At 73.1% G+C, this 17,542-nt stretch carries 16 protein-coding genes and 1 riboswitch; of the genes, 11 read left to right on the top strand and 5 right to left on the bottom strand.

Annotated elements, in window-relative coordinates:
- The first annotated feature begins 236 nt into the window (after nt 1-236).
- Nucleotides 237-2,336 carry a PQQ-dependent sugar dehydrogenase gene (locus DMB38_RS03035; protein ID WP_125933841.1) on the top strand — a complete coding sequence of 700 codons (2,100 nt, stop codon included), beginning with the start codon at nt 237-239 and terminating at the stop codon, nt 2,334-2,336.
- 91 nt (nt 2,337-2,427) lie between these two features.
- Entirely contained in the window at nt 2,428-3,384 is a 957-nt protein-coding gene (locus tag DMB38_RS03040; protein WP_125933842.1) for a sugar phosphate isomerase/epimerase, read from the top strand.
- Between the two features lie 174 nt (nt 3,385-3,558).
- Here DMB38_RS03040 and DMB38_RS03045 read toward each other — a convergent pair whose 3' ends face one another.
- Together DMB38_RS03045 and DMB38_RS03050 are read right to left on the bottom strand one after the other, a co-directional pair.
- Nucleotides 3,559-3,984: a hypothetical protein gene (locus DMB38_RS03045; RefSeq protein ID WP_125933843.1), complete on the bottom strand. Its 426-nt coding sequence runs from the start codon at nt 3,982-3,984 to the stop codon at nt 3,559-3,561.
- Nucleotides 3,981-4,433 carry an ATP-binding protein gene (locus tag DMB38_RS03050; protein WP_240661952.1) on the bottom strand — a complete coding sequence of 151 codons (453 nt, stop codon included), beginning with the start codon at nt 4,431-4,433 and terminating at the stop codon, nt 3,981-3,983. Before DMB38_RS03050 ends, DMB38_RS03045 begins: the two co-directional genes overlap by 4 nt.
- A 235-nt stretch (nt 4,434-4,668) precedes the next feature.
- On the opposite strand from DMB38_RS03050, the gene DMB38_RS03055 reads away from it, so the two are divergent.
- The 4 genes from DMB38_RS03055 to DMB38_RS03070 all read left to right on the top strand — a co-directional run bounded on the left by DMB38_RS03055 (nt 4,669) and on the right by DMB38_RS03070 (nt 7,939).
- Complete coding sequence (locus DMB38_RS03055) at nt 4,669-5,529, top strand: helix-turn-helix transcriptional regulator (protein ID WP_125933844.1); 861 nt, start codon at nt 4,669-4,671, stop codon at nt 5,527-5,529.
- Nucleotides 5,530-5,778: a DUF397 domain-containing protein gene (locus DMB38_RS03060; protein ID WP_047014672.1), complete on the top strand. Its 249-nt coding sequence runs from the start codon at nt 5,530-5,532 to the stop codon at nt 5,776-5,778. It begins immediately after the preceding gene.
- A 332-nt stretch (nt 5,779-6,110) separates the two neighbouring features.
- Nucleotides 6,111-6,755, top strand: coding sequence for an LLM class flavin-dependent oxidoreductase (locus DMB38_RS03065; RefSeq protein WP_125933845.1), 645 nt, complete (start codon nt 6,111-6,113; stop codon nt 6,753-6,755).
- 103 nt (nt 6,756-6,858) lie between these two features.
- Nucleotides 6,859-7,033, top strand: a riboswitch (cyclic di-AMP (ydaO/yuaA leader).
- Between the two features lie 6 nt (nt 7,034-7,039).
- Nucleotides 7,040-7,939: a LysM peptidoglycan-binding domain-containing protein gene (locus DMB38_RS03070; protein ID WP_125933846.1), complete on the top strand. Its 900-nt coding sequence runs from the start codon at nt 7,040-7,042 to the stop codon at nt 7,937-7,939.
- 82 nt (nt 7,940-8,021) lie between these two features.
- Here DMB38_RS03070 and DMB38_RS03075 read toward each other — a convergent pair whose 3' ends face one another.
- Together DMB38_RS03075 and DMB38_RS03080 are read right to left on the bottom strand one after the other, a co-directional pair.
- Entirely contained in the window at nt 8,022-8,846 is an 825-nt protein-coding gene (locus DMB38_RS03075) for an FCD domain-containing protein (RefSeq protein ID WP_125933847.1), read from the bottom strand.
- A 64-nt stretch (nt 8,847-8,910) separates the two neighbouring features.
- The gene (locus DMB38_RS03080) at nt 8,911-9,702 is read right to left on the bottom strand and encodes an SDR family oxidoreductase (RefSeq protein WP_125933848.1); all 792 of its coding nucleotides are present in this window, start codon (nt 9,700-9,702) and stop codon (nt 8,911-8,913) included.
- A gap of 100 nt (nt 9,703-9,802) precedes the next feature.
- Here DMB38_RS03080 and DMB38_RS03085 point away from each other — a divergent pair, with 100 nt between their 5' ends.
- From DMB38_RS03085 to dgoD, 5 genes are read left to right on the top strand one after another with little or no spacing between them, the layout of a single operon-like run.
- Nucleotides 9,803-11,797, top strand: a complete 1,995-nt coding sequence (locus tag DMB38_RS03085; RefSeq protein WP_125933849.1) for a beta-galactosidase — start codon at nt 9,803-9,805, stop codon at nt 11,795-11,797.
- 24 nt (nt 11,798-11,821) lie between these two features.
- On the top strand, nt 11,822-13,144 hold the full coding sequence (locus DMB38_RS03090; protein ID WP_125933850.1) for an extracellular solute-binding protein: 1,323 nt from the start codon (nt 11,822-11,824) through the stop codon (nt 13,142-13,144).
- The gene (locus DMB38_RS03095; RefSeq protein ID WP_125933851.1) at nt 13,141-14,091 is read left to right on the top strand and encodes a sugar ABC transporter permease; all 951 of its coding nucleotides are present in this window, start codon (nt 13,141-13,143) and stop codon (nt 14,089-14,091) included. The genes DMB38_RS03090 and DMB38_RS03095 overlap by 4 nt, the downstream gene beginning before the upstream one ends.
- Entirely contained in the window at nt 14,088-15,008 is a 921-nt protein-coding gene (locus tag DMB38_RS03100) for a carbohydrate ABC transporter permease (protein WP_125933852.1), read from the top strand. Before DMB38_RS03095 ends, DMB38_RS03100 begins: the two co-directional genes overlap by 4 nt.
- 4 nt (nt 15,009-15,012) lie before the next feature.
- Nucleotides 15,013-16,161, top strand: a complete 1,149-nt coding sequence (gene dgoD / locus DMB38_RS03105) for a galactonate dehydratase (protein WP_125933853.1) — start codon at nt 15,013-15,015, stop codon at nt 16,159-16,161.
- A 56-nt stretch (nt 16,162-16,217) separates the two neighbouring features.
- Here the strand turns inward: dgoD and DMB38_RS03110 are convergent, their stop codons facing one another.
- Complete coding sequence (locus tag DMB38_RS03110) at nt 16,218-17,516, bottom strand: MFS transporter (RefSeq protein ID WP_125933854.1); 1,299 nt, start codon at nt 17,514-17,516, stop codon at nt 16,218-16,220.
- Nucleotides 17,517-17,542 lie beyond the last annotated feature (26 nt).

Genomic DNA, 17,542 nt, shown 5'->3' on the forward strand with positions numbered 1-17,542 from the left:
CCTAGTTTGCTCTTTCCAAAGACAAAGTGATGCCAATCCTGGTCGTAGGCATTGGCGTTTCGTCGAAAGAGGTCTAATCTCCAACCGGCCGCCGTCACATGTCGGAAACATGGACGGCGGGGGGACGTAAAGCCGCGCACGAGCCGCAGCGCGCGGGCCGATCAAGGACGGCGCGAACGGGCCGACCACCCAGGAGCGTGTCCAGCCGCCTTGTCGTCCAGCCCCCGGGAGGGGAAATGCTACGTAAACTGGCCCTTTTGGCCGCCGGCGCGGTCAGTGCCGCGCTGCTGGTCGCGCCCGGCGCGACCGCGGTGGCACCGCAAGCCGCCGGGCAGCCGCCACCGGACAACGCCTTCGAGAAGATCACGCTCAACGACCGCCCGGGCGAGCCGCTCGACCTCGCCGTCCTGCCGGACAAGCGAGTCCTGCACGTCACCCGCGCCGGCAAGGTCTGGCTCAACGACCCGGGCACCGGCGTGAACAAGCTCGCCGCCGAACTCGACGTGTACCAGCACGACGAGGAGGGGCTGCAGAACGTCGCCATCGACCCGGACTTCAGCAAGAACAAGTGGGTCTACCTCTACTACTCGCCGCCGCTGGACACTCCCGTCGACGACCCCGACACCCCCGTCAACGAGGGTGACGCGCCCTTCCAGGGCACGCAGGCGGACTGGGACCGCTACAAGGGCCACCTGCAGCTCTCCCGGTACAAGCTCAAGGGCGACACCCTCGATCTCACTACCGAGCAGAAGATCCTCCAGGTCCCGGTGGACCGCGGCATCTGCTGTCACGTCGGCGGCGACATGGCCTTCGACTCCGACGGCAACCTCTATCTGACCACCGGTGACGACACCAACCCGTTCGAGTCCGACGGCTACACGCCGATCGACGAACGAGACGGCCGCAACCCGGCGTTCGACGCCCAGCGGACCTCCGGGAACACCAACGACCTGCGCGGCAAGGTGCTGCGCATCAAGGTCCGCGGCGACGGCTCGTACGCGATACCCAGGGGTAACCTCTTCAAGCCGGGCACCGAGAAGACCCGGCCGGAGATCTACGCCATGGGCCTGCGCAACCCGTTCCGGATGGAGATCGACCCGCAGACCGACGACGTCTACGTGGCCGACTACTCCCCCGACGCCCGCGCGGCCAGCGACACCCGCGGCCCCGCCGGGCAGGGCAAGTGGCTGGTGCTCGACGAGCCCGCCAACTACGGCTGGCCGTACTGCGCCACCGCGAAGATGCCGTACAACGACTACGACTTCGCCACCAAGACCTCCGGCGCGCGGTTCGACTGCGCCAAGCCGGTGAACGCCTCGCCGCACAACACGGGCCGCACCGAGCTGCCCGAGGTCGAGCAGCCGGAGGTCTGGTACTCCTACGGCCAGTCCGCGGAGTTCCCGGGCCTGGGCACCGGCGGCATCGCCCCGATGGCCGGACCGGCGTACGAGTACGACCCGGCGACCGAGGCGCGGAACCGGGCCGTGGCCTGGCCGCGGTACTACGACGGGACACCGCTCTTCGCCGAGTGGGGCCGGGACTACATCAAGGAGTTCAGGCTCGATGGCTCCGGCGCCGTGGAAGCGATCAACCCGGTCGCCCAGGGCGTCGGGCAACCGCCCGTCGACAACCCCATGGACCTGGAGTTCGGCCCGGACGGCGCCCTCTACGTCCTGGAGTACGGCGACGGCTACTTCTCCGAGAACCCGGACGCGCAGCTCTCGCGGATCGACTACATCGGCCGCACCGGCAACCACGCGCCGAAGCCCGCGCTGACCGCCACGCCGGTGAAGGGCCTCGCGCCGCTGACCGTCGGATTCTCCGCGGCCGGCACCACCGACCCGGACGGCGACACGGTGCGCTACGCCTGGGACTTCGACGGTGACGGCAGGACCGACTCCACCGACGTCAGCCCCTCGCACACGTACACCGAGGACGGCACCTACAAGGCGGCCCTGAAGGTCACCGACAGCAAGGGCCGGGCGGCGTACAAGGACGTCGACATCACCGTGGGCAACCAGGCCCCGGTCGTCACCCTCGTGAAGCCCGTCAACCAGCAGGAGTTCCACTTCGGCGACGCGGTGCAGTTCGAGGTCACGGTGACCGACGAGGCCGAGGTCGACTGCAGCAAGGTCCAGGTGCACTACATCGTGGGCCATGACGCGCACGGCCACCCGCAGAGCACCACCGCGGGCTGCACCGGCACGATCCAGACCGAGCCCGTGGCGGGACACGACCCGTCCGAGGGCAACGTCACCGGCGTGTTCGTCGCCGAGTACACCGACCCGGGCGGCCTCACCGGCAGCGACCGGGCGGTCATGAAGATCGTCGGCTGACCTTCCGCTACGGCGCGGGGTGGCGTGCGCACGTACGCCACCCCGCGGTTCCCACCACATCCACACCCGAACTTCGCAGGAGAGATCCGACATGAGCAAATCCAGCCTGCACCGCCGTGGATTCCTCAGGGCCGCCGCCGGCACCGCCGCCGTGGCCGCGGGCGCCGGGGCCTTCGCGGCCCCCGCCGCCGCCGGCGGCCGCGGCGGCCTGATCCCCCGGGGCCGTATCGGCCTGCAGCTCTACAGCGTCCGCGACCAGATCCAGCAGCGCGGCTTCACACCCGTGCTCACCGAGCTGGCCGCGATCGGCTACAAGCACATCGAGTTCGCCGGCTACACCTCGCCGGCCGAGCCGGACATGACCGTCCCCAAGCTCCGCAAGCTCCTCGACGACAACGGGCTGTGCGCCGGCGGCGCCCACATCGGGCTCGACGCGCTGCTCAACGCGAGCACCCGCGAGCGGGAGTTCGAGAACGCCGCCGCGCTCGGCATGGACTACGTCGGCACCGCCAGCGACTTCCCCGGCCGTACGGCGGCGGAGATCCAGGCCGGCGCCGACCGCTTCAACGAGTCCGGCGAGGTGGCCCGCGGCTACGGGCTCAAGATCTACCAGCACAACCACACCAACGAGTTCGGCCCGGTCACCGATGTACCGGGCAAGCGGCGCCACGACCTCTTCCTCAGCGGCACCGACCCGCGGTACGTCTTCCTGGAGCTGGACATCCTCTGGGCGTTCGGCGCCTCGGTGAGGTTCCGCGACCAGCTCGGCGAGTTCGACCCGCTGGACTACGTCAACGCCGCCCCGCAGCGCTACATCGCCTTCCACGTCAAGGACGGCGTGCGGGACCCGGCGCTGACGAACCAGTACCGCGACGTCGTCTTCGGCCAGGGCGAGCTGGACTTCCGCCGCTTCTTCAGCGGGCTGCGGGCGCCGGGGCTGCCGCTGTACTTCTGGGAGCAGGACCGCGCTCCGCAGGAGCCGCAGGGCTCGATCCGGGCGGCCGAGGCCAGCTACGACGCGATGGTCGCGCTGCGCAGCCGGGACTGAGGAAACCCGGCACCGCGCGGTAGCCACCGCACGCACGAACGACACGATCCGCGGGACCCGCGCCGCCACCGGCGGCGCGGCCCGCGGTTCGTCATTCCCGCGGCGGGCCGGCCGCGGGCTCCTCCCCCGCAACCGAAACAAGGAGGTGCCCGCCGGCCGGGCCGCCGCGGGTGCTCAGGCGGCGTCGCTGCGGCCCGCGGCGGCCAGGGCGACGTCGCAGGACCAGGCGGGCTCGACGCCCGTACGCCGGCAGACCGCCAGGAAGAGCGGGATCGGCGGCGTGTACGGGACCCCGTCGGCCGGCCGGTGCACCAGCCGGGGTACGGCCGCCGGCCCGCCGGTGCCGGCGGCCGCCCCCGAGATATCGGCGCCCGGCGCGTAGTGCACGCTCCGCGGCCACTGCAGGCCGAGACCCGCGCCGGCCGGCACGATCCACCACCACCGGCTGCCGTCGGCGAAGACGCAGCCCACGCGGGGAAGCCGGCCCATGACGTCGTAGCCGATCCGCTGCGGTACACCCACCGCGTCGCAGCCGAGGGCCGCGGCTCCCGCGCCCGGTACGGCCAGCGGGAGCCGGCCGCCGGGCTCGGTGCGCATCATCCGGCCGCCCGCTCGCCGGCGGCTGGGCCGGCCCCGGTACGGGAACCGGAAACGCGCGGCGCGGCGGCTCCCCCGGCCGCCGGCACCTCGCGCTGCAGCTCCGCCCAGACCACCAGACCCGGGCCGGGCCGCGCGTCGTATGCCCCCCAGCTACTGCTGACCGCGGTGACGAGCAGGAGCCCCCGACCCTGCTCGTCCGCGGACGACCGCTGCACCCGCAGGCTTCCCGGCTCGACACCCTGATCGGTGACGGCCAGCCGCAGGCGGTCGGCGCTGCAGCGCAGTTCGCACCCTATGCGCCGACTCTCCGTATGCAGCAGTGCGTTGGTCACCAGCTCCGAGAGGACGAGGGTGGCGGTCTCCCCCACCTCGCCCTCCACCCCCCAGCGGCACATCTGCTCGCGGGCCAGCCGGCGGGCGACCGTAACGGCGTCCGCCCGACCTGGCACCTCGAAACCGCACCGCACCGCACCGGCCCCCGAACGGAATCCCGGCAAGCCGGGATCCTGTGTCACGACCCCCGTCTGATGCGGCTGTGTGGACTGGCTCACATCCCAAACTATGGCCCTGCCGCCGCCACTTGGCAACCCTCACTGTGAATTTTTCAGAGTCGCCGTTGCACTGTGTTCGCCAAGCCCGGGGCGTGGCACACTGCTTGAGGCAGTTCCGACAGGGAGGTATGGCGTGAGCGAACCGCGGTCTGCGCCGACCGTGGGGCAGGTCGTGCTCGGCAAGCGGCTCCAGGAGTTGCGCGAGCGGGCCGGGCTCAAGCGCGAGGAAGCCGCGAAGACCCTGCGCGTCGCCCCCGCCACCGTGCGCCGGATGGAGACCGCCGAGGTCGCGCTGAAGGTTCCGTACGTGCAACTGCTGTTGCAGGCGTACGGCATCGACCGGGAGGAGATCGACGCCTTCGTCGCGCTCACCGAGGAGGCCAACGAGCCCGGCTGGTGGCAGCGCTTCCACGACATCCTGCCCGACTGGTTCAGCATGTACGTGAGCCTGGAGGGCGCGGCGTCGCTCATCAGGTCGTACGAGCCGCACTTCGTGCCCGGTCTGATGCAGACCGAGGACTACGCGCGGCACGTGCTGAAGGTCGGCTCCCTCGGCCGGGTCGCACCCGCGGAGATCGAGCGGCACGTCGCGCTCCGCATGAAGCGCCAGGACCTGCTCACCCGCGAGGACGCGCCCCGCTTCTGGGTCATCGTGGACGAAACGGTCCTGCGCCGCCCGGTGGGCGACGCCGCAGTGATGCGCGCGCAGGTCGACCGGCTCCTCGACGTCGCCTCGCTGCCCAACGTCACGCTCCAGATGGCGGAGTTCCGCACCGGCCACCACCCGGGCACGTACAGCCCCTTCGTCCTCTTCCGGTTCGCCATGCCCGAGTTGCCGGACATGATCTACACCGAGTACCTCACCGGCGCCGTCTACCTCGACGGCCGGCGCGAGGTGGCCACACACCTCGCCGCCCTGGACCACATGGCGGCCCAGGCGGCGACGGCAGAACGCACGAAGGAAATCCTCCGGGACTTCCGCAAGGAGCTGTGAATGGAACGCATTTACAACGGCATGCCGGCGGCGGACCTCGGCACGGAGGGCTGGCACAAGCCGTGGAGCGGCGGCAACGGCGGCAACTGCGTCGAGGCCATGAAGCTGCGGGACGGCCGCATAGCGGTACGGCACTCGGCGCACCCCGACGGTCCCGCCCTCATCTACACCCCCGGTGAAATGGACGCGTTCATCGAGGGTGCCAAGGCCGGCGAAGCCGACTTCCTGCTGTCGCGGAGCCCGGCGTGACCGCGTCAGGCGCGGTGCCCGCGCACCGGCGACCGCGCCGCCCGGTCCACTCGCCGTCCGAGCCGGACGGCGAGCCCATCCCGGCGAACGGGGGTGTGGCCCACCCGCACTGACGTGGGCCACCGGCCGGGAGCACAGAGAGGGAGGGGACACCCCGGGGGGGTCCCCTCCCTCGGCGTTTGCCGGGGTACGGGCGCGCAACGGCGCCCGGGGGCACGGCAGATGAAATTCCAGAAATCATGAACCGTGGGTGTCCGCACCGCTGCCTTCCGCAAGGTATGGGCGTACGGTATGCCCCCGATGGCCCTCGTCAGCCCCGGGGAGGCCCCGCGATGAGCGCATCTCCACCCCCGTCCGCCGGCGCGGAACCGCCGGCGGTCCGCGTCGGGGTGCTGCTCCCCCGGCTGCCGGAGGAGCCCGCGGCCTGGCTGGCGGAGTGCGCGGCGTACGACTCGGCGGGCGCCGACGCGCTGTGGCTGGACGGCGGTCCCGACCCGGCGCACGACGTGCTGGCGCTCGCCGCCGCCCTGGCCGCCGCCACCGGCCGGGCCCGGCTGGTCGTCGCGCTGCCCGACAACGTCCCGCAGGCGGCGCTGCTGGCCCGGGCGCTGGCCACCGTGGTGCTGCTCAGCGGCGGCCGGCTCGCGCTCGCCGCCGACTCCCGGCGGTGCGCCGAACTCGGCGCCGTCGCACCGACGGTGCCCGCCTTCCGCCGGCTCGCCCCCGCCGGACCCGGCTACGAGGAGCCGGGCGCCGGACGCTGGACCCCGGCGGCGGTGCCCGCGGGTCCCGGCGCCTGGCGGACCGCGCTCGCCGGCGCCGCGGAGCGCGGGGTGCACGGTCTCGTCGTACCGGCCGGGCAGCCCCTGTTGGAGGCGCTGCGCCTCAGCGTGCGTGCCGAACGTCACACCCGCCCCAACCGCCCCACGGGTGCGCGCGTCACCACGGAGCGTCAGAGTCCGCATGGATCCCCGTGATCCGCTTGTGATCTGCCGTTCGATCTCCTAGTGTCCGAGTCGTTCGCACACGCGAGCACCGCGCTCCGGTACGCCGAATCCTGCCCGTCGGAGCCCGGAACCGTCGTCCCCACAGCCGTTCGGGCAGGAGCGGGGGAACCACTTCTCCGTCGGCAGGAGCACGGTGGCAGCACCGCACCGCACTCCCCGACTCGGGGTGAAGCCGCACAGCACGACGCGGCCGGGCAACTCCAGCCCGAACCCGACAGCTCACTTCGCAGGCGTCGGAGAAAGAGCGAGCCAACATGGCCGGAACCGGCACCCGGCGCGCGCCCAAGTCGCGCTCCACCCGCCGCTATGCCGCCGCCGCGGGGGTGGGCATAGCCCTGCCCGTCGCCGGCGGAATCGCGGCGACCGCCGCGCACGCCTATACGGTCGAGAAGGGCGACACCCTCTCGGAGATCGCAGAGGACAACGGATTCGGTCCCGACTGGCAGCGGCTGTACGAGGCCAACAAGGAAGCCGTCGGCGACAACCCCCACCTGATCCTGCCGGGCCAGGAGCTGGACCTGGGGGACGGGAAGGCCGCGAGCAAGCCCGCCGAGGCCGACCAGACCGCCGCCAAGACCGAGCAGAAGCAGCAGCGTTACGTCGAGCACACCGTCGGCGCCGGCGAGACGCTGGCCAAGATCGCCGCGAAGTACGACGTGCCCGGCGGCTGGCAGCGGGTGTACGTCGACAACGAGAAGGCGATCGGCGACAACCCGGCCGCGCTGAAGGTCGGCACCGAGCTGCGCGTCGACACCGAGGGCGGCAAGGTCGACAAGTCGATCGACCCGAACGGCTCGTCGGCGTCCGAGGGCTCCGGCGGCTCCGGGGGCGCCACCGAGGCGTCGCAGGCGAGCGTCCCGACCACCGAGTCCGGCATCCAGGCGGCGGCTCGGGAGATCGTGCCCGCCGACCAGTTCACCTGCTTCAGCAGCATCGTGGAGCGCGAGAGCGGCTGGGACCACACCGCGACGAACCCCAGCTCCGGCGCGTACGGCCTGATGCAGGCGCTGCCGGGCGACAAGATGGCCTCGGCCGGCGCCGACTGGCGCACCAACCCGGTCACGCAGATCAAGTGGGGCCTGGACTACATGAACGACCGCTACGGCAGCCCGTGCGGCGCCTGGGATTTCTGGCAGGCGAACAACTGGTACTGATCCCGGGGCCCTGGCCTGCGGGAGTCTCCCTCGCCCCGTCGCGCGGATCCGTCCGCGCGGCGGGGCGCGTTCGTCGTACGGGCTACGCCCCGCCCGCCCGCTCCGCCGCGGACCCACCGGCGGGCTCGGCGGCGGAACCCCCGGTGGAACCCCCGGCGGGCTCACCGCCGGGCTCACCGGCGGACAACTCGGCCAGGTCCCGGGCCGCCTGGGCGAGGAGCCGGTGCATGGCCGCCTCCGCGGCGTCCGGGTCCTGCGCCCGTATCGCCGCCAGCACGGCCCGGTGGCCGGGCACGGGGTCGCTCGGGTGGTGTCCGGGGCCGTGCACCAGGCGGTCGCGGGCGGCCAGCCCGCTGGCGAGGACCTGGTCCATGCGCTCCAGCAGCTCGTTGTGCGAGGCGGCCAGCAGGGCGCGGTGGAACGCGAGGTCCGCGGCGACCGCCTCGGCCGCGCCGTCCCGCGCCCCGGCCATCGCCGTGAGCGCCGCCTCCAGCGCCGCCAGGTCCGCGTCGGTGCGCCGCACCGCGGCCAGCCGGACCGCCGCGGGCTCGACGATCCCGCGCACCTCGTCCAGGTCGCGCAGCAGCGGGGAGGCGGCCCGCGCGGCGGCGCCCTCGCCCTGCTGCCTGCCCGCGGTCTCGAAGCGCCACCGCAGCACGTCGGCGTCGAGGAGGTGCCAGTCGGCGCGCGGCCGGACGAACGTGCCGCGCTTCTGCCGGGCGTCGACCATGCCCTTGGCCGCCAGCACCTTCAGCGACTCGCGCAGCGCGGTGAGGCTGACGCCCAGCTCGGCCTGGAGGGCGGCGAGGTCGAGGGTGGCGCCCTCGGCGATCTCACCGCCGAGCACCCGGTGCGCGAGGGTCTCCACCGTCTGCCCGTGCACCCCGCGGCGCGCGTAACCCGCCATGCCCGCTCGCTCCTCCCTCGGCTCCCCGCCCGCCCGTGCTCCGCCGCCCCCGCGGCGCCCCGGCTCAGGCCGATGACTTTACGACGCTCCAGCCGCCGTCCACGACCAGGCTCGCACCGGTGACGTAGGACGCCTCGGGCGCGGCGAGGAAGGCGACGGCGGCGGCCACCTCCTCCGGCGCGCCCAGCCGCCCCGCGGCGGTCTGCGCGGCGCTGGCCCTGCGGTCCTCCTCGGGGACGCGGTCCCAGAGCCGGGTGAGCACCGGTCCCGGCAGCACGGTGTTCACCCGCACCGACGGGCCGTACTCGACGGCGAGTTGGCCGGCGAGCGACAGCAGCCCGCCCTTGGCGGCGGCGTACGCGGGGTGGCCGGGGATGCCGTGCCTGGCGTGCACCGACGAGACCAGCACCGCGGCGCCCGGGGCGCCCTGCTGCGCGCGCAGCCCGGGCAGGCAGGCGCGGAAGCCGAGGAACGCGGCGGTCAGCCCGACGTCGACCTGGCGGTGCCAGGAGGCGGGCGACGTCTCGTGCGCGGGGGCGACGTCGACGGCGACGGCGTTGGAGACGAGGACGCCGACGGGCCCGAAGTCCGCGGCCGCGGCCAGGATCCGGGCCCAGCCGTCCTCCTCCGCCACGTCCGCGGCGGCCGCGGCCGCCGTGCCGCCCGCGGCGCGGATCTCCGCGGCCGTGGCCTCCGCCCGGTCGCCGTCGATGTCGGCGACGACGACCGCGGCACCCTCGGCGGCGAGCCGGCGGGCGGTGGCCGCGCCGATGCCGGCGGCGGCCCCGGTGACGACGGCGGTGCGGCCGTCGAAGCGTGCGGTGTGCGGGAGTTGCGTGGCTCCGGCTGCTGTCACGAGTTCACGCTCCGGGTGTTGACGGATCCGCCGCGGCACTTCTACGTTTCCCCAAGGTTAATTCGTAATTTAAGAATTGAGCAAGAGGGGCGGAGGCAGCGTGGGGCGCATCCACTTCGGCGGCGACTACAACCCCGAGCACTGGCCGGAGGAGGTGAGGGCCGAGGACATCCGGCTGATGAAGGAGGCCGGGGTCTCCATGGTCACGGCCGGCATCTTCTCCTGGGCGCTGGTCGAACCGCGGCCCGGCGCGTACGACTTCGACTGGTTCGGCCGGGTGCTGGACGACCTGCACGGCGCCGGCATCCGCGTCTGCCTGGCGACGATGACCGCCTCCCCGCCGCCGTGGCTGACCGAGCGGCACCCCGAGGTGCTGCCGCAGGACGCCGACGGGGTCCGCAAGTGGCCCGGCTCACGCCAGCACTTCTGCCCCTCCAGCCCGGTCTACCGCGAGCACGCCGTGCGCCTGGTCACCGAGCTGGCCACCCGCTACGGCACCCACCCCGCCCTGGAGAGCTGGCACATCGGCAACGAGTACGGCTGCTCCAACCCCCGCTGCTACTGCGACGTCTCCGCCGCCGACTTCCGCCGCTGGCTGCACGAGCGCTACGGCACCGTCGAGGCGCTCAACACCGCCTGGGCCACCACCTTCTGGTCCCAGCGCTACGGCACCTTCGAGGAGGTGTTCCCGCCGCGCACCACCCCCACCTTCCCCAACCCGGCCCAGGTGCTGGACTACGCCCGCTTCTGCGACGACGCGCTGCTGCGGTGCTACCTCGCCGAGAAGGAGGCGCTGCGCCGGATCACCCCCGACGTGCCCGTCACCACCAACCACATGCCGCTGCACAAGCCCGTCGACCCGTACGCCTGGGCGGCGCACGAGGACGTCCAGGCGCTGGACTTCTACCAGGACCCGTACGATCCCGAGACGCACGTCGGCGCGGCCCTCGCCTTCGACGTGACCCGCTCGGCGGGCGGCGGGCGCCCCTGGATGCTGATGGAGCAGGCGCCCAGCGCCGTCAACTGGCGGGCCCGCAACAGCCCCAAGCCGCCCGGCACGATGCGGCTGTGGAGCTGGCAGGCCGTCGCGCAGGGCGCGGACGCGGTGCTGTACTTCCAGTGGCGGGCGACCCCCGGCGGCGCCGAGAAGTTCCACTCGGCGATGGTGCCGCACGCCGGCACCGACACCCGGATCTTCCGCGAGGTGCGCGCGCTGGGCCGGGAGCTGGCCGCGGTGCCGCAGCTCGCCGGCGCCCGCTCGCGCCCGGAGGTGGCGCTGCTCGCGGACTGGCACAGCTGGTGGGCGCTGGAGCAGGGCTCGCACCCGTCCGCGGACCTGGACTTCGCCGAGACGCTGCGCCGCCACTACCGGCCGTTCTTCGACGCGGGCGTGGAGTGCGACGTGGTGCCGCCGGACCGCGACCTGTCCGCGTACCGGCTCGTGGTGGTGCCGAACCTGTACCTGATGAGCACGGAGACGGGCGCCCGGCTGACGGAGTTCGTACGCGCCGGTGGCCACCTGCTCGTCTCGTACTTCACCGGCATCTCCGACGACTGCGACCGCGTCCACCTCGGCGGCTACCCGGCGCCGCTCCGCGAGGTGCTGGGGCTGCGCGTCGAGGAGTTCTGGCCGCTGGCCGAGGGACAGCACCTGCCGCTGACCGGGACGCTGACCGGCAGCGGCGACCTGTGGTCCGAGGCGATCGACCTCGAAGGCGCCGAGGAGGTCGCGGCCTTCGGCGCGGGCGAGCTGGCCGGACGGCCCGCGGTCACCAGGCACGCGTACGGCGACGGAGTCGCCTGGTACGCGGGCACCCGGCTGCCGGTGGCGGTGATGCGCGCCCTGGTGGACCGGGTACGCGCCGGGGCGGGCGTGGCGCCGGTGCTGCCGGGGCTGCCGGCGGGGGTCCAGGCCACCGTGCGGGAGGGCGCGGAGGGGCGCTTCCTCTTCCTGCTCAACCACGGTGCCGGTACCGCGACCGTCACCCTGCCCGAGCCGATGCCCGCGGTCGCCGGCGACGGCGTGGACCCGGCGGCGGGACCGGTCGCCTCCGTCGACCTGCCCGCCCGCGGCGTCGTCGTCCTGCGGGCCTGAGGAGTGCACTGACAAGGAGGTCGGATGCCCACCCGAAGGAAGATCCTGGCGTGGGGCGCGGCGGCCGCCGCCGCGCCCGCACTGGCCGGCTGCGGCGAGGAGGTCGGCGCGGCCCGTACGACCACGGCGGCCAGGCGCAGGCCGGGGCAGAAGGTCACGCTCACCTTCTGGACCTGGGTGCCCCTGCAGAAGGCCGTGGCGCTGTGGAACGAGCAGAACCCGGACGTGCGGGTCGACGTGCAGACGGTGCCGGCCAACACCTCCGGCGGCTACCAGAAGATGCACTCCTCCCTCACCGCGGGCGACCCGCCCGACCTGGCGCAGGTGGAGTACTACGCGCTGCCCGAGTTCATGCTGGTGAACGGCCTCACGGACCTGAGCGAGTACGGCGCCGACGAGCTGAAGGGCGCCTACGTCGACTGGCAGTGGCAGCAGGGGGTGTTCGCCGGGAAGACCTACGCGATCCCGCAGGCGTCGGGCCCGATGGGGCTCTTCTACCGCCAGGACCTCTTCGACAAGTGGGACATCGAGGTCCCGGCCACGTGGGACGAGTACCGGGCCGCCGCGGTGAAGATCAAGAAGCGCGGCTCCCTCATCACCGCCTTCCCGCCCGCCAACGCCCAGTGGTTCGCCGCCTTCCCCTGGCAGCGCGGCGCCCACTGGGTGACCACCGAGGGCGACACCTGGGTGGTCGACCTCGCGGGCCCGGAGTCGCTCGAGGTCGCCGACTTCTGGGACGGGATGCTCGCCGACGGGCTCGTCGCGCCCGTCCAGGACGCGCAGTCCGCGTTCTTCAAGGGGCTGCAGACGGGAGGACTCGCCACCTGGCCGGGCGCGCAGTGGTACGACGCCCTGATCCGCGGCAACGCGCCGCGCACCGAGGGCCGGTGGCGGGTCGCCGAGCTGCCGCAGTGGGAGCGCGGCGGGCACGCCTCGTCCAACTGGGGCGGCTCGGCCACCGCGATCCTCCAGGGCAGCCGGCACCCGGTGGAGGCGCTGGAGTTCGCCCACTGGCTCAACACCGACCCCGGCGCGATCGACCTGCTGATCGCCGCGGGCTACGGCTGGCCCGCGGCGAAGATCGAGCTGGCGGACTCCGCGCTCGGCAAGCCCGACCCGTTCTTCGGCGGCCAGCGCTACAACGAGGTCTTCCAGCTCGCCGACCGCAACGTCGACACCTCCTGGCGCTTCGCGCCGACGACGACGCAGTCGTACGCGCACATCCAGGACGCCTTCGGCCGCGTCCTGGCCGGACACGGCTCGCTCGCGGACGCCCTCAAGGACGCCGAGGGCATGTTCGTGGACGACCTGAAGGCCAAGGGGCTCAAGGCGAGGAGCGCGCGATGAGCACATCCGTGAAACCCGGCCGGGCACGGTCCGGCACGGCCGCCCGGGGCCGGCGCGGCGGCCGGCCCGACCGCAAGGCGTGGGCGTTCCTCGGCCCGTTCCTCGCGCTGTACCTGTTCGCGATGGTGGTGCCGGTCCTCTACGCCGTCTACCAGAGCATGCTGAAGGTCGAGCGCAGCGGCCCCATGGGGCTCGGCGAGCCGTCCGTCGGCTTCGCCGGCTTCGAGAACTACTCCCTGGCCCTGCAGCAGGAGACGTTCGTGGACGGCTTCGGCCGGGTGCTGCTCTTCGGCATCGTGCAGGTGCCGGTGATGCTGCTGCTCGCGCTGGTGCTCGCGCTGCTGCTGGACCAGGTCTCCCACCGCTGGGCGGGACTGCTGCGGGCCACGTACTTCCTGCCGTACGGCATCCCCGGCGTGATCGCCACCATCCTGTGGGGCTTCCTGTACGTGCCCGGGGTGAGCCCGATCACCTCCGTCCTCGGCGACCTCGGCTTCCAGCCGGACTTCCTCGGCTACGACAACGTGCTCTGGTCGATCGCCAACATCGTGGTCTGGCAGTTCGCCGGATACAACATGCTGATCATCATCGCCCAGCTCAAGTCCGTGCCGCAGGAGCTGTACGAAGCGGCCAGGATCGACGGCGCCGGGCCGTGGCAGACGGCGCTGCGCATCAAGATCCCGCTGGTACGGCCGGCCCTCGTGCTGACCACCGTGTTCTCCATCATCGGCACGATGCAGCTCTTCGCGGAACCGCTGGTGCTGAAGAAGGTCGCCCCGGCCGTCACCACTGACTACACCCCCAACCTCAGCGCGTACTTCGACGCCTTCGCGAACGCCAACCTCTATCTGGCGGCGGCCAAGTCGGTCATCCTCGCCGTCGTCGCCATGGTGCTGTCGTTCGGATTCCTCAGCCTCGTCACCCGCAAGCAAAGGAGCGAGCGGTGAGCGCCACCGGCACCCGGACAAGGACCGGCACCGAGGTGGCCGGGGCTTCCCCCGCCACCCCCGCACCGCGCCCGCGGCGGGCACCGCGCCCCGGCCGCATCCTCCTGGTGGCCGTGCTCACGGCGGCCGCGCTGTACTTCCTGCTGCCGGTCTACTGGCTGGTGATCGCGGCCACCAAGTCGAACGACAGCCTCTACGGCTCCTTCGGCCTGTGGTTCGACGACCCGCGGCTGTGGGACAACCTCAGCCGGGTCTTCAGCTACGACGGCCATGTCTACCTGCGCTGGATGCTGAACTCCCTGCTGTACGCGGGCGTCGGCGCGGTGCTGGCGACGCTGCTGTCCGCCGCGGCCGGCTTCGCGCTCGCCAAGTACCGCTTCGCGGGCCGGGAGGCGGTGTTCAAGTTCGTCCTCGCCGGCGTGCTGCTGCCCTCGACGGCGCTGGCGCTGCCGCTGTACCTGATGTTCAGCAAGCTGGAGCTCACCAACACCTACTGGGGCGTCCTGATCCCCAGCATCGTCAGCCCGTTCGGCGTCTACCTGTGCCGCATCTACGCGGAGGCGGCGGTGCCCGACACCCTGCTGGAGGCGGCGCGGGTGGACGGCGCGGGCGAAGGGCGGATCTTCTTCTCGCTGGTGCTGCGGATCATGACCCCGGCGCTGGTGACCGTCTTCCTCTTCCAGTTCGTGCACATCTGGAACAACTACTTCCTGCCGTTGGTGATGCTCTCCGACGACCGGAAGTACCCGATCACGCTCGGGCTGGTCACCTGGCAGCAGGCCGCGGACCGGGTGCCGGAACTCACCCAGTACACCATCGGCGGAGCCTTCGTCTCCGTCATCCCCCTGGCCGTCGCGATGCTCGTCCTCCAGCGCTTCTGGCAGACCGGGCTCACCGAGGGAAGCGTCAAGGAGTAAGCAGTTGAAGATCACCCGGGTCGAGACCTTCGCCGTGCCGCCGCGCTGGCTGTTCTGCCGGATCGAGACCGACGACGGCCTCGTGGGCTGGGGCGAGCCGGTCGTGGAGGGCCGGGCGGCGACCGTCCGCACCGCCGTCCACGAGCTGGCCGAACAGTTCCTCCTCGGCGCGGACCCGCTGCGGATCGAGGACCACTGGCAGCTCATGACGAAGGGGTCCTTCTACCGCGGCGGTCCGGTCCTCTCCTCCGCCGTCGCGGGTCTCGACCAGGCGCTGTGGGACCTCGCGGGCAAGGCGTTCGGCGCGCCCGTGCACCAGTTGCTCGGCGGCCCGGTGCGCGAGCGCGCCCGCGCGTACTGCTGGGTCGGCGGCGACGAGCCGGGCGAGGTGCGCGACCAGGTCGCCGCGCAGGTGGAGGCGGGCTTCACGGCGGTGAAGATGAACGGCTCCGGGCGGATGGACCGGCTGCCGAACGTCGCGGAGCTGCGCCGGGTCGCCGCGCGCGCGGAGGCCGCGCGCGACGCGCTCGGCCCGGAGCGGGACTTCGCCGTCGACTTCCACGGCCGGTTCTCCGCGGCCGGCGCGATCAAGGCGATCGGGGTGCTGGAGCCGTACGCGCCGATGTTCGTGGAGGAGCCGGTGCTGCCCGAGCACACGCATCTGCTGGAGCGGGTCACCGGCTCGACGGCGCTGCCGGTGGCGACGGGCGAGCGGCTGTTCTCGCGCGCGGAGATGCTGCCGGCGCTGCGGGCGGGCGTCGCGGTGCTCCAGCCGGACCTCTCGCACGCCGGGGGCATCTCGGAGTGCCGGCGCATCGCCTCGCTGGCCGAGACGTTCGACGTGGCGATCGCGCCGCACTGCCCGCTGGGGCCGCTGGCGCTGGCCGCGAGCCTGCAACTCGCGTTCTGCACGCCGAACTTCCTCATCCAGGAGCAGTCGATCGGCATCCACTACAACACCGGCGCGGAACTGCTCGACTACGTCGCCGACCCGGAGGTCTTCCGCTTCCACGACGGGCACCTGCTGCGGCCGGCCGGGCCCGGTCTCGGCGTGGAGATCGACGAGCGGGCGGTACGGGCCGCGGACGGGACGGCGGAGTCCTGGCACAACCCGGTGTGGCGGCACCCGGACGGGTCGTACGCGGAGTGGTGACGTGGCGTGCACGCGGAGTGGGGTGACACGGGTGGTGACGCACCGGGGGCGGCGGCTCAGCGCCGGGTCGCCGCCACCGCGCCGGCCGTCACCAGCACCGCGACCGCGATGCCGAACGCCGTGGTGCCCGCCGTCAGCCCCACCGCGTCGCTGAGGTACCCGGCGGCGACCGGCAGCACCCCGGCCATCAGGTAACCGCCGCCGGTGAGGGCCGCGTTCGCCTCGGCCAGCCGGGTGGCCGGTATCCGGGCGCTGAGCGTGCTGAGCCCGCCGAGCTGCGCGCTCCCCTGGCCGAGCCCGGCCAGCACCGCGGCGGCCAGCAGCAGCGGCACCGAGGTCACGGCGGTCGCCAGCACCAGCGCCGCCATGCCGGCGGTGGTGAGGACGGCGCCGAGGATGAAGAGGACGCGTACGCGCAGGGTGCGCACCGCGAACTGCACGCCGGTCGCCGCCGCGAAGAGCAGGAAGATCATGCCACCGGCGAGCGCGCGGTTGTCGCTGTCCAGCAAGTCGGCCAGCAGGGCCGGGCCGAGGGAGAGCACGAAGCCGGTGGCGGTCATGCCCGGGGCGAGGACGGCGAGGCTCAGCAGCAGCGTGCGGCGGTGCGGGCGGGGCACGGACGGGATGCGTACGAGCCGGCGCGCGCGCCGGGCCGCGGGGTCCGCCGCGCTCCCTTCACCGGTCCCGGCCTCCGCTCCCCCGCCCGGCCGCTCCCCGCGCCGCTCCCCCGGCCGGGACAGCGGCATCCGCAGCACGACCGCGAGCGCGACGAGCAGCAACCCCGTCTGCACCACGAAGACCAGCCTCGTGGGGTGCGGCAGCGTCTCCGCCAGCACCCCGGCGAGCATCGGCCCCAGCGCCGCCCCGCCGACCATCGACGCGGACGCGACCAGCCCGCCGAACTGCTTCTGCCCCGCCGGCGCCAGGTCCGCCACCGCCGCCATCCCCGCCGCCAGCACCGCGCCCACCGCGAAGCCGCTGAGCAGCCGCGCCACGCCCAGCACGGCGACCGACTCCGCGGTGGCGAAGAGCACCGTGGCGGTGAGCGACAGCGCCAGCCCCGGCAGCAGCACCGGCCGGCGGCCGTACCGGTCGGCGAGGGTGCCGGCGAACGTCAGGGTGATCAGCAGGCCGGCGATGTAGGCGGCGTAGATCAGCGTGATCGTGGCGGCGGAGAAGCCGAACCGGCCCTGCCACAGCACGTACAGCGGCGCGGGCTCGTTGGACAGGGCGAGCGCGGCCACGACGGGCCAGGCGGCGAGCCACATCCACCGCCGCGAGCCGCCCGGCGGGCCGCCGGGAACGGGTGCGGGGGCGCCGAGGGCGCGGTCCGTGCGGCGGGCGTCGGCCGTCATGCGCGCTCCTCGGCAGGGTCGGCCGA

This window comes from Streptomyces sp. WAC 06738, assembly GCF_003945505.1.
Lineage (GTDB): Bacteria > Actinomycetota > Actinomycetes > Streptomycetales > Streptomycetaceae > Streptomyces.

Bases quoted from the DNA above. Each gene is read 5' to 3' on its own strand.
- DMB38_RS03045 (WP_125933843.1), bottom strand. From the start codon at position 3,984: ATGATGCGCACCGAGCCCGGCGGCCGGCTCCCGCTGGCCGTACCGGGC.
- DMB38_RS03095 (WP_125933851.1), top strand. From the start codon at position 13,141: ATGAGCACATCCGTGAAACCCGGCCGGGCACGGTCCGGCACGGCCGCC.
- DMB38_RS03075 (WP_125933847.1), bottom strand. From the start codon at position 8,846: ATGGCGGGTTACGCGCGCCGCGGGGTGCACGGGCAGACGGTGGAGACC.
- DMB38_RS03070 (WP_125933846.1), top strand. From the start codon at position 7,040: ATGGCCGGAACCGGCACCCGGCGCGCGCCCAAGTCGCGCTCCACCCGC.
- DMB38_RS03035 (WP_125933841.1), top strand. From the start codon at position 237: ATGCTACGTAAACTGGCCCTTTTGGCCGCCGGCGCGGTCAGTGCCGCG.
- DMB38_RS03040 (WP_125933842.1), top strand. From the start codon at position 2,428: ATGAGCAAATCCAGCCTGCACCGCCGTGGATTCCTCAGGGCCGCCGCC.
- DMB38_RS03060 (WP_047014672.1), top strand. From the start codon at position 5,530: ATGGAACGCATTTACAACGGCATGCCGGCGGCGGACCTCGGCACGGAG.
- DMB38_RS03110 (WP_125933854.1), bottom strand. From the start codon at position 17,516: ATGACGGCCGACGCCCGCCGCACGGACCGCGCCCTCGGCGCCCCCGCA.
- DMB38_RS03065 (WP_125933845.1), top strand. From the start codon at position 6,111: ATGAGCGCATCTCCACCCCCGTCCGCCGGCGCGGAACCGCCGGCGGTC.
- DMB38_RS03090 (WP_125933850.1), top strand. From the start codon at position 11,822: ATGCCCACCCGAAGGAAGATCCTGGCGTGGGGCGCGGCGGCCGCCGCC.